This window comes from Sulfitobacter sp. HI0040, from assembly GCF_001634885.1.
Classification (GTDB): domain Bacteria; phylum Pseudomonadota; class Alphaproteobacteria; order Rhodobacterales; family Rhodobacteraceae; genus Sulfitobacter.
In genome coordinates, this window is sequence record NZ_LWEX01000611.1 from 1 (window position 1) to 10965 (window position 10965).

Genomic DNA, 10965 nt, shown 5'->3' on the forward strand with positions numbered 1-10965 from the left:
CGGGGGGGGGCGCGTCGCGCAGCGGTTCGCCCAAGGCCGCCTCCAGCGGTTCGCGCGGCAGACCGCCCGCCCTGAGCAGGAGCGGCGCCCCGCCCGACAGGTCCACGATGGTGCTTTCCAGCCCTACCGTACAAGGGCCATCGTCAAGGATCGCAGCGATCCGTCCATCGAGCCCGGCGGCCACATGTTCGGCAGTGGTGGGGCTGATCCGGCCCGACGGATTTGCCGAAGGGGCGGCGAGCGGTCCGCCGAAACGGTCAAGCAGGGCGCGAGCCGTTGGATGCTCCGGGACCCGCAGGGCCACGGTATCCAGCCCGGCGGTGACCAGCGTCGACAGGCCATGGCCCGCCCGCAGGGGCAATACCAACGTCAGAGGACCGGGCCAGAAGGCGGCGGCGAGCACCTCGGCCCTGTCGGACCAGTGCACCAGCTTGCGGGCCGCGTCGGCATCTGCCAGATGAACGATCAGCGGGTTGAAGCTGGGCCGCCCCTTGGCCGCATAGATCTCCGCCACCGCCTGACCGTCGCGGGCGTCGGCGCCGAGCCCGTAAACCGTCTCTGTCGGGAAAGCGACAAGCGCACCGCGTCCCAGCAGCGCCGCCGCCCGGGCAAGGCCTTCGGCGTCCGCCGCCAGTCTTTCAGTGCTGCCGCTCATTGCATTTTCCGTGACGCCGCGTTCGGGTTGCGGGTGTCGGCGGGCCACTTCATGCTGACCGCAACACCCAACAGTGCCTGGCCCCATATCAGGGCCGCGCGGTCCTTGCCAAGGCACCCCCGCCTCTCAGGAGTTCTTTCCATGCCGTACAGCGCCGCCGTCGATGATTACAAGTTTCTGTTCGACCACGTGGTGGATTTCGAGGCCCTGCGCCAGACCGAGAAGTTCGCGGAAGCCACCGATGACGTGACGCAGGCGATCCTTGGCGAGGCGGGCAAGCTCTGTGATGAGGTGTTGGCCCCCCTGCAGCGCAACGGCGATCTGCACCCCGCACGGCTGGAAAACGGCGTTGTGCGCACCTCTCCCGGATTTGCCGAAGGATTCAAGGCCATCGCCGAAGGCGGCTGGATCGGGATGAGCGCGGACCCTGAATACGGCGGCATGGGCCTGCCGATGACGCTGACTTCGGCGGTGAACGAGATGATGAGCGGCGCCTGCCTGTCGCTGCAATTGGCCCCCTTGATGAGCCAGGGCCAGATCGAGGCGCTTGAGCATCATGCCTCCGACGCGGTCAAGGAGCTTTACCTGCCCAAGCTGATCAGCGGCGAATGGACCGGCACGATGAACCTGACGGAGCCGCAGGCCGGGTCGGACGTGGGCGCGCTGGTGGCCAAGGCGCAGGACAACGGCGACGGCACCTATTCGGTCTCGGGCCAGAAGATCTATATCAGCTGGGGCGACAATGACTTTACCGGCAATGTCTGCCATCTGGTGCTTGCCCGTCTGCCCGGTGCGCCGGCGGGGACGAAAGGCATCAGCCTCTTCCTCGTGCCGAAATTCCTGCCGGATGAGGATGGCAACCCGGGCCAGCGCAACGGCGTGAGTGTCGTCAGCCTCGAACACAAGATGGGCCTGCACGGCTCCCCCACCGCCGTCATGCAATACGATAACGCCAAGGGATGGATCATCGGCAAGGAACAGGGTGGCATGGCCGCGATGTTCACCATGATGAACAACGCCCGGCTCGGCGTCGGGGAACAGGGCATCGGCGCGGCCGAAGCCGCCTATCAGCACGCGCTGGAATATGCGCTCGACCGCAAGCAGGGCCGGGCGGGCAAGGACGGCACAGGCACCATCGTGGACCACGCCGACGTGCGCCGTATGCTCATGACCATGAAGGCCGACGTTTTCGCGGCCCGGGCCATCGCGCTGTCCTGTGCCCATGCCATCGACATGGGCAATGCCACGGGTGAGGCTGAGTGGAAGGCGCGGGCGGCCTTCCTGACCCCGATCACTAAGGCCTTCGGCACGGACGTGGGCATCGCCGTGGCCGAAACCGGTGTGCAGGTACACGGCGGCATGGGCTTCATCGAAGAAACCGGCGCCGCGCAATTCAGCCGCGATGTACGCGTCACCGCGATCTACGAAGGGACCAACGGCATTCAGGCCATGGACCTCGTGGCCCGCAAGATGATGGACGGGGGCGAAGCCGCCACACGCCTTCTGGATGAGATCGAGGCCGCCGCCGAAGACGCGCGGGAGACTTTCCCGAACATGGCGGATGCCGTGTGGCAGGCAACCGAGACGCTGCGCGAGGCGACCGAATGGCTGACCTCCCAGGAGGATCTGAACGCGCGTTTCGCCGGGGCTGTCCCCTATCTGCGCGGTTTCGCACGGGTACTGGGCGGGCATCTGCACCTGAAGGCCGCCATGGCCGACCGGGGCGGTGCGCGCGAAAAGCTGGCCCGCTTCTACATCCAGCGCCTGCTGCCCGAGCATGTGGGCCTGCTGGCCCATGCGCAGGCGGGGGATGCGGAACTTTATGCCATGAGCGCGGAGGAACTGGCAGCTTGACCGATACGGTCCCTGCCACCAGAGCACCCGTCGGCCTGCGCTATCCATGGGAAACCCCGCCTGAAACCGGCACCGCCATAGAGGTCGCGCCCGGTGTTCTCTGGCTGCGACTGCCGCTTCCGATGAAGCTGGATCACGTGAACGTCTATGCGCTGGACGAAGGCGATCACTGGACGATCATCGACACCGGGTTCTCGTCGAAAAAGGGCAAGTCGATCTGGCGTGACCTGATGGCCGGGCCGCTGGGGGGCAAGCCTGTCGGACGGGTCGTCGTCACCCATCACCACCCCGATCACATCGGGCTGGCGGGCTGGTTCCAGACGGAATTCGGGGCAGAGCTTGTCACGACCCGCACCGCATGGCTGACGGCCCGTATGCTCACTCTCGACGCGCAGGAGGTTCCGGCGGCGGAATCCCTGTCCTTCTACCGCAAGTCCGGCATGGACAACGAGATCTACGAGAAACGTGCGCGCGAACGCCCGTTCAATTTCTCTGACGTCGTGGATCCGCTGCCGCTGGGCTATACCCGGATCAAACAGGGGGACAGCATTCGCATCGGGGGCCGTGAGTGGGATGTTCACATCGGCAACGGCCATGCCCCCGAACATGCCACCTTCTGGAGCCGGGACGACAACCTCGTGCTGGCGGGGGACCAGATCCTGCCCTCCATCAGTCCCAACGTGGGTGTCTATGCGACCGAACCCATGGCCGATCCCATCGGCGAATGGTTGGAAGCCTGCGAACGACTGGCCCCGCTGGCCCGGGCCGATCATCTGGTGCTGGGGGGGCATAAATTGCCCTTCACCGGCCTGCCCAAGCGCATGGAACAGCTGATCGAGAATCACCATGGCGCGCTGAAGCGTCTGCTGGCCTATATCGATACGCCGAAATCTGCTTCGGAATGTTTTCCGCCGCTTTTCAAGCGCAGCATCGGCGAGGGGGAGTATGGCCTCGCACTCGTCGAATCGGTGGCGCATCTCAGCCACCTTTTCCAGACCGGGCTTGCCACCCGCAGCCTGCGCGACGATGGTGCATGGGTCTACCAGCGCAAGGGGTGACCCATGGATAACGAAATCCGGACAGCCGCGGAACTCGTAGAGGCGGACGCTTTGCCGTGCATATACGAGGTGCACGACGATCCCGCCCGGCGCAACGCCTGCGATCAGACCGTCCCGAAGGGCGTGACGAAAACACCCGTCACGCAGAAATCGCCCGCCCGCTGGGCCTATGAGCGGGTGGTGATCTATCTGCGGAATTTCGAAGAACAGCTCGATAGCGAACATGAGGTCGCAATGGGCTTCACCGGGGCCGAAGCCGGGCTCTTGCGCATCCAGGGTATGGGATATTTCGATCCGGATATCGTCACTTTCTACGGCACCGACCCCGCAGGGGGCCGCACGCAGCTGATCCAGCATGTCAGCCAACTGAACGTCATGCTGCGCGCCCTGCCAAAGCAGAAGGATGACGAAAAGCCCAACCGCATCGGATTTCGGCTGGCGCAGGATCTGGACACTGCCGAACCGACCCCGACGGACCAATCGGACTGAGCCTCGCGGGTTCAAATGCGCGGCCCTGAAACCTGCGGCATCTTGTGCCCATCCTCGCGTAGGTCTTTGACATCGTGACACGGTCCTGCGAATAGGATACCCAGCGACGACACAATCAGGGAACCGCGACATGGCCGACCACGAACATGGCAAGATGGACATCACGACGCAGGAAAAGACGTTCGACGGCTTCATGTCCTTCGTCACCAAGACTGTGATCGCGATCATCGTCCTGCTCGTCCTCATGGCGCTGTTCATCCGCTGAACCGTTTACCGCAGGCCCGTTTCGTCATGCGTCCGGTATTGGCGGCACTGCTCGTTGCCCTGCTGGCGGCCTGTGCCAATGATGGCGGGGTGGAGTCTTCCCCGGCCGAAGTGGCCGCCGCCTCCTTCACGACCGATGGGCCCCGGACCCTCACCCTTTTTACCATGATCAGCAACCGGACCGGCAGCGGCGGGCATACCGCGCTGATGATCGACGGCTCGCAGCGGGTGATCTTCGACCCGGCCGGATCGTTCCGCGACCCGCGTGTCGCCGAACGGGGTGACGTGATCTATGGCGTCACGCCCGCGTGGTTGCAGGCCTACCGCTCCGCCCATGCGCGCAGCGCCTATCACGTGGTAAGCCAGCGCATCGTCGTGACCCCGCAACAGGCAGAGCAGGCCCTGCGCCTCGCGCAGTCGAACGGATCGGTCATGGCCGCCCATTGCGCCAACGCCACCTCGCGGCTGCTTGCGCAGGTGCCCGGGTTCACCCATGTGGACCGCACCTATTACCCGGTGAAATTGATGACGCAGTTCGGCACGATACCGGGCGTGGAAACGACCCGCTACTACGAAGACGACGCCGGCAATGTGATCGACGTGTTGAAGGCCGCGCAAGCCACGCAGTAGCACGGCCCGGCTTCAGCTGAGCAGATAGAGCAACCCGTAGAGCGTTCCGCCCCCGCTGAGAATGGCGAGGATCACGTTCCGGGTCAGCAGCCCGACCAGCAACGTGACGATGGCGGCGGCCAGCCGCGCCGGGTCTGGCGTGCCCCCGGTGGCCGTGGGCCAGAGAACCTGCGGCGCCACCAGTGCGGGCAGGATGGCCACGGCGGTATAGCGCAGATGGCGAAGAAGCCAGGGCGGCATCGCGCTGTTGCCCACCAGACCGGTAAACATGAAGCGCAGGGCGAAACTGCCCAGCCCCAGCACCACGATCACGATCCAGAGAGTGCCGTCATCGATCATGGCCGCACCCCGCTGCGGCGTTCCAGCCAAAGCTCCGTCTGTGCGCCGGCCATCATCCCGGCGATACCGGCCACGATCAGCCCCAGCGAATAGGGGATGCCCACCGCGGGCAGCGATACCGCAACCGCCACAAAGGCCGCCACGACATGCGCCAGGGTGCGGAACATCGGCGCGATCATGGCCAGAAAGGTGATGGGAATCGCGAAATCGAGCGCCCAGCTTTCGGGAACCTGTGCCCCGAGCAGCGCCCCCACCAGCGTGAACAGGTACCACAGCGGCACCACCGGCGTGACCGCGCCCATGAAATAGGCGATCCGCTGGGGCACCGTCATGTCAGGCGCGCGTTCGTATTGCGCGATGGCGCAGACATAGGACTGATCCACCGTCAGGTAGGCGGCGAGCGCCCGCTGCCAGAGCGGCGCGGCCCCGATCCACGGGGTGAGCGATGCCGAATACATCGCCATGCGCAGGTTGACCGCCAAAGCGGAGGCAAGCACGATCGCCGTCGGCGCGTTTTCCTGCATCAGTTGTAGCGCGGTGAACTGCGCGGCGCCCGCAATGACCACAACGGAGAAGGACAGCGTTTCAAAGACGCTCAGCCCGGCCTCTGTCGCGATGATGCCGAACAACGTCGAAAAGGGAATGATCACCAGAATAAAGGGCGCACCATCGGCGACGCCCTTGAAATAGGCGGATTTCCTTGTGGTGGTGGTCATGAGAAGCCCCTAGATTACCTACGACGCTTAACGCCGCCACCGGGGGGATGCAATTGGCCCGCGACACCGATCTGACCGACTATGTGATCGCACCCGATCCACAGGCCGGGCGCCTTACGCGCGGGGTGGAGGGGACGGACCAGACCGGCGCCCCGGTCACCACCCGCGTGGTGGAGGAACGCCCCCTGACGATCTTTCTCAACCGGCAGGAAATCGTGACGGCGATGACCATCGGTGACTATCCCGATTACCTCGCGCTGGGGTTTCTGCGCAATCAGGGGATGCTGCGCCCGGATGAAGAGATCACCGGCGTGGACTACGACGAGGAGTTGGAGACCGTCGTTGTTCGCACGGCCCGCGCGACCGATTACGAGGACAAGATGCGCCGCAAAACTCGTACCAGCGGCTGCGCGGTCGGCACCGTGTTTGGCGACATGATGGAGGGTCTCGAAGACGTGCGCCTGCCCGCCACCCCGGTGCGTACATCCTGGCTCTATGCGCTCAGTTCGAAAATCAACCGGACGCCCAGCCTCTACCTCGAAGCGGGCGCGATACATGGCACGGTGCTCTGCCGTGAGGATCGGCCACTCGTCTACATGGAAGATGTCGGTCGCCATAACGCGGTGGACAAGATCGCCGGCTGGATGCTCTCCGAAGGGGAGGGTGCTGCGGACAAGATCCTGTATACCACCGGGCGGCTGACCTCCGAGATGGTGATCAAGACAGCGATGATGGGTATTCCCACGTTGGCGTCGCGCTCCGGCTTTACCGCTTGGGGGGTGGAAATCGCGCGGCAGGTGGGGCTCACCCTCATCGGGCGGATGCGGGGGGAGCGCTTCGTCTGCCTGAGCGGTGAGGACCGGCTCATCCGGGATGCCGATCCCGCCAGCGTCCCGCAGGAGCCGCGCCGGTCCGGTCGCAAGGCAGGCGCATGAACGATACTGCGATGACTGCGCCGCTGGGTGTCGTGCTGGCCGGGGGGCGGGCGACCCGCATGGGCGGCGGGGACAAGGGCCTGCTGACCATCGGCGGTGAACCCCTGCTGAAACGCGTCCTCGCCCGGCTGTCGCCACAGGTCGATGACATGGCGCTCAATGCCAACGGCGATGCGACGCGCTTCGCGGACTATCGCCTGCCGGTTCTGCCCGACAGCGTCGAGGGGTTCGCGGGGCCACTGGCGGGCGTGCTCGCCGGGCTCGACTGGGCGGCGGCGCGGGGTGCGCGGATGATTGTTACCGCCGCAGCCGATACGCCCTTCTTCCCCTGCGATCTGGTGCCGCGCCTCTTGCTTGCCGCGGAAGGAATGGACCATCCGCTGGTGCTCGCCGCCACGCCGGACCCGCGGCGGGGCAGTGTCCGGCATCCGACATTCGGCCTGTGGCCCGTGGCCCTGCGCGATGACCTGCGGCAATCGCTCGACGGCGGATTGCGCAAAGTGGTGCTCTGGACCGATCGCCACGGCGGGCGCGAAGCCCTGTTCGAAGACGAAGACGCGTTTTTCAACGTCAATACACCCGAGGATCTGGCCCGGGCGGAGACCATGGCATGAGGATTTACGGCGTCGTCGGGTGGAAGAACGCGGGCAAGACAGGCCTGATGGAACGCCTCGTGACCGAGATTACCGGGCGTGGCCATTCGGTCTCTACGGTCAAACATGCGCATCACAGTTTCGACGTGGATCACGAAGGCAAGGACAGCCACCGCCACCGGGTCGCGGGCGCACGCGAGGTTTTGCTCGCCTCACGCAGCCGGTTTGCCCTGATGCACGAACTGCGCGATGCTTCGGAGCCGACGCTGGACGATCTGCTCACGCGGCTGTCGCCGGTCGATCTGGTGCTGGTCGAGGGCTACAAACGCGACGGTCACCCCAAGGTGGAGGCGCACCGCGCCGTCACCGGCAACCCCCTGATCGCCCCGGATGATCCCACGGTACGGGCTGTTGCCAGTGACACGGCGCTCGACCTCGACCGCCCGGTGTTCGATCTGGACGATACGCGCGCGATTGCGGATTTCATCCTGTCAGAGGTCGGGTTGTGAGGGCATTCGACACATTTGTTGTCGTCGATTGGTCCGCCCGGTCCAGCCCTTCATCGGCCCGCCCCGAAAAGGATGCGATCTGGATCGGAATCGCTCAGGCCGGGGATGTCGTTTGCACCTACCACCGCACCCGGGCGGAGGCACAGGACGCGCTGGAGCGGCTTTTCGCGGCCGAACTGGCAGCGGGCCGCAGGGTCCTGGCGGGCTTTGACTTTCCTTTCGCCTATCCTGCGGGGTTCGCACGCGTTGTGACGGGCGGGGATGATCCTCTGGCATTGTGGGAATATCTGGCGAAGCAGGTGCAGGACGGCGCCGACAACGCGAACAACCGGTTCGCGGTCGCGCGCCAGCTCAATACAATGTTCCCCGGTGTCGGCCCGTTCTGGGGGTGCCCTGCAGACCTGGGGGACGATGTTCTGCCCACACACGGCACCCGCAGGCGGGACCACGGGCTGCCCGAACGGCGGCAGGTCGAACGCGCGCCCGGGCTGGGTGGGGCGCAGCCCTGTTGGAAGCTTTACACCACGGGTTCGGTGGGTTCTCAGGCCCTCTTGGGCCTGCCGCGGCTTCAGGCCCTGCGCGAACGGTTCGGTGAGGCCCTGTCGGTCGCGCCTTTTCAGGCACCCGAAACACCCATTGTTCTGGCGGAGGTCTTCCCCTCGCTCATTGCCGATATCATCGCGGAAGAGGCAGAGCCGGACGAGGTGCGGGACCGTGCGCAGGTACGCGTTTTGGCCGCTGCGCTTTCCCGGCTCGATCCCCGGGTGCTGACAGAGATGCTGACAACCGGGGATCCGGTGGAGGGCTGGATCCTCGGTGTAGGAGCCGAGGATCAACTGCGGACGGCGGCGCGCGGCAACAACGCACCGCGCCCCTTGCGCAACGATTGTTTCGCGCTTCCCCCGGGCGTTCATTGGACGCCGGTGGACGAAGCGCTCGCAACGCTGCGTGACAGGCTGGCCCCCGTGACGGCTACGCAACATCTCCCGCTGACAGAGGCCGCGGGCCGTATTGCCGCCCGAGACGTTACCGCGCGGCGGTCGAACCCGCCGCTGCCCAATACGGCGGTGGATGGCTATGGCTTTGCCGGCGCCCGGGCAGAGGGGGCCCACCGCCTTCCGCTCGCCAAAGGGCGCGCCGCCGCCGGGGATGCACCGGTCTCTGTCCCGCCCGGCTACGCCTTGCGCGTACTGACGGGCGCGGCCCTGCCTGATGGCGTGGACACCGTTGTTTTGCAAGAGGACGTGACTGTCGAAGAGGGTGCGGTGACCTTTTGTGGCCCGGTCAAGCAGGGTGCCAATACCCGACGCGCCGGGGAGGACGTGACTGAGGGGGATGCGATCCTGACCGCGGGGCGACGGATCGGTGCGGCGGAACTTGCGCTGCTGGCCGCGACGGGGATTGGTGAGGTGCCGGTTCGCCAATCGTTGCGGGTGGGGGTGCTTTCCACCGGGGACGAACTGGCCGAAGCGGGCGAAGACGCGCCCGACACGAGGATATACGATGCGAACCGGCCCATGCTGCTCGCCCTGCTGGGTGATCTGGGTCATGTCCCCGTCGATCTTGGCCGGGTGCCGGACGACCGCGAAACTCTGCGCAAACGGCTGGACGACGCGGCGGGGCGGGTCGATGCCATTCTGACGAGCGGTGGCGCCTCGGCGGGCGACGAGGATCATGTATCCGCGCTGTTGCGGGAAGCCGGTGCCATGACGCTCTGGCGGATCGCGATCAAGCCGGGGCGCCCGCTGGCGTTGGGCATGTGGGACGGCGTGCCCGTCTTCGGCCTGCCGGGCAACCCCGTGGCGGCGATGGTCTGCAGCCTGATCTTCGCCCGGCCCGCATTGGATCTGCTGGCAGGGGCGGGGTGGAACGCGCCGCAGGGGTTCGACGTGCCTGCGGCCTTTGCCAAGTCGAAAAAGGCAGGGCGGCGGGAATATCTGCGCGCCCGGATTCGGGACGGCAAGGCGGAGGTCTTCGCGTCCGAAGGCTCCGGGCGGATCAGCGGTCTTTCATGGGCCGAAGGTCTTGTGGAATTGCCCGAACCCGCCGCTGATATCCAGCCCGGCGATCCGGTGCGCTATATTCCATACGGCAGTTTCGGTATCAAACCCCCGCAGGGATAATACCGGGGGGGCGGCGGCCCCGTCAGTCGAATGTACCCGCGCAGCGGCCCAGCAGCATGAAGGCCCGCGCGGTGCGCGTATCCGCCAGCGCCGAGATCTCTCCGTCCGATGCGGTCTTTTCGAAGGCGGCGAATGTCTTGTCGAACCGGCGCAGGAAGTGGTGCGCCGCATCTCGGAAGATCGGATCCTGTTTCATCCGGGCATTGCTGAGCGCCAGCGAAGATCGGTCGCGGATACCGCCCAGCGGCGCGATCGTGCGCCCGCGCGCGCCTTGGGCGAACTGGCGCCAGACTTCGGGGCGGGCGCGGTCCGGGCGCAGATCGTCCATGTAGATTCCATCCTGCGACAGCAGGGTAAGCACATCCTGCGCGGCCTGGATCAACTGGGAAGCCGACCTGTCCTTCAAAGCCCGGCGCAGCGCGTTGAACCCGGCCTGATCCTCGGCGGTTTCGGGAAAGTTCAGCGCGCGGATGAAGTCTTCGGTCGCCAGTTGCGGGGCAAGGTCGCCGGGCTGAGTGCCGAGTGCCAGTGCAGGCTGTTCTTCGGCGGAAGCCACCGAAACGGCCGCCGCATTCGGCAGCGAACGTCCGGCATGGTCCCGACGGCTTTGGAAGGTGGCAAGCGCGCTTTCGGTCTTGCGCGTGGCGGCAGCGATTTCGTCCAGCTTGCGCGCCACCGACGGTTCGGACCGCAGCGGCTGGCCCTGCTGCTGGGCGATATAGGCGTGGCGGATCGCATCGATGGCCGCCTGCAGGCGCTGGCTTTCCTCGCGCATGACGCGGCTGGCCCGTGCCGCCGTG

The 10965-nt window shown here is 66.0% G+C and carries 13 protein-coding genes; 9 read left to right on the forward strand and 4 right to left on the reverse strand.

Translation table 11 applies throughout. The features are described from left to right. Positions 1-655, reverse strand: a 655-nt coding sequence (locus A3728_RS22055; protein WP_067928852.1) for an L-threonylcarbamoyladenylate synthase, incomplete at its 3' end; no start/stop codon positions are given. Between the two features lie 141 nt (positions 656-796). Here A3728_RS22055 and A3728_RS22060 point away from each other — a divergent pair. From A3728_RS22060 to A3728_RS22080, 5 genes are all read left to right on the forward strand, one after another. After that, the gene (locus tag A3728_RS22060; RefSeq protein ID WP_067928854.1) at positions 797-2509 is read left to right on the forward strand and encodes an acyl-CoA dehydrogenase; all 1713 of its coding nucleotides are present in this window, start codon (positions 797-799) and stop codon (positions 2507-2509) included. Beyond that, positions 2506-3567 (forward strand): MBL fold metallo-hydrolase, encoded by a 1062-nt coding sequence (locus A3728_RS22065; protein ID WP_067928856.1) that lies wholly within the window; start codon positions 2506-2508, stop codon positions 3565-3567. The genes A3728_RS22060 and A3728_RS22065 overlap by 4 nt, the downstream gene beginning before the upstream one ends. 3 nt (positions 3568-3570) lie before the next feature. Continuing rightward, on the forward strand, positions 3571-4056 hold the full coding sequence (locus A3728_RS22070) for a DUF6173 family protein (RefSeq protein ID WP_067928859.1): 486 nt from the start codon (positions 3571-3573) through the stop codon (positions 4054-4056). A 130-nt stretch (positions 4057-4186) separates the two neighbouring features. Next, positions 4187-4321 (forward strand): aa3-type cytochrome c oxidase subunit IV, encoded by a 135-nt coding sequence (locus tag A3728_RS22075; RefSeq protein WP_067928861.1) that lies wholly within the window; start codon positions 4187-4189, stop codon positions 4319-4321. Positions 4322-4347: 26 nt separating this feature from the next. Then, on the forward strand, positions 4348-4950 hold the full coding sequence (locus A3728_RS22080) for a hypothetical protein (RefSeq protein ID WP_067928863.1): 603 nt from the start codon (positions 4348-4350) through the stop codon (positions 4948-4950). Positions 4951-4962: 12 nt separating this feature from the next. On the opposite strand, the gene A3728_RS22085 is transcribed toward A3728_RS22080, so the two are convergent. Both A3728_RS22085 and A3728_RS22090 read right to left on the reverse strand, forming a co-directional pair. Next, complete coding sequence (locus tag A3728_RS22085) at positions 4963-5289, reverse strand: AzlD domain-containing protein (RefSeq protein ID WP_067928865.1); 327 nt, start codon at positions 5287-5289, stop codon at positions 4963-4965. Next, a complete protein-coding gene (locus A3728_RS22090) occupies positions 5286-6005 on the reverse strand; it encodes an AzlC family ABC transporter permease (protein WP_067928867.1) in 720 nt (239 codons plus the stop codon). Before A3728_RS22090 ends, A3728_RS22085 begins: the two co-directional genes overlap by 4 nt. A gap of 47 nt (positions 6006-6052) precedes the next feature. On the opposite strand from A3728_RS22090, the gene A3728_RS22095 reads away from it, so the two are divergent. The 4 genes from A3728_RS22095 to A3728_RS22110 are packed head-to-tail and all read left to right on the forward strand — an operon-like array spanning position 6053 to position 10165. Next, entirely contained in the window at positions 6053-6940 is an 888-nt protein-coding gene (locus A3728_RS22095; RefSeq protein ID WP_067928870.1) for a formate dehydrogenase accessory sulfurtransferase FdhD, read from the forward strand. Between the two features lie 11 nt (positions 6941-6951). Beyond that, positions 6952-7554 carry a molybdenum cofactor guanylyltransferase MobA gene (gene mobA, locus A3728_RS22100; RefSeq protein WP_067928877.1) on the forward strand — a complete coding sequence of 201 codons (603 nt, stop codon included), beginning with the start codon at positions 6952-6954 and terminating at the stop codon, positions 7552-7554. Next, entirely contained in the window at positions 7551-8042 is a 492-nt protein-coding gene (gene mobB, locus A3728_RS22105; RefSeq protein WP_067928872.1) for a molybdopterin-guanine dinucleotide biosynthesis protein B, read from the forward strand. The genes mobA and mobB overlap by 4 nt, the downstream gene beginning before the upstream one ends. Then, the gene (locus A3728_RS22110) at positions 8039-10165 is read left to right on the forward strand and encodes a molybdopterin-binding protein (RefSeq protein ID WP_067928875.1); all 2127 of its coding nucleotides are present in this window, start codon (positions 8039-8041) and stop codon (positions 10163-10165) included. The genes mobB and A3728_RS22110 overlap by 4 nt, the downstream gene beginning before the upstream one ends. 22 nt (positions 10166-10187) lie before the next feature. Here the strand turns inward: A3728_RS22110 and A3728_RS22115 are convergent. Beyond that, positions 10188-10965, reverse strand: a 778-nt coding sequence (locus tag A3728_RS22115; protein ID WP_067928879.1) for a hypothetical protein, incomplete at its 5' end; no start/stop codon positions are given.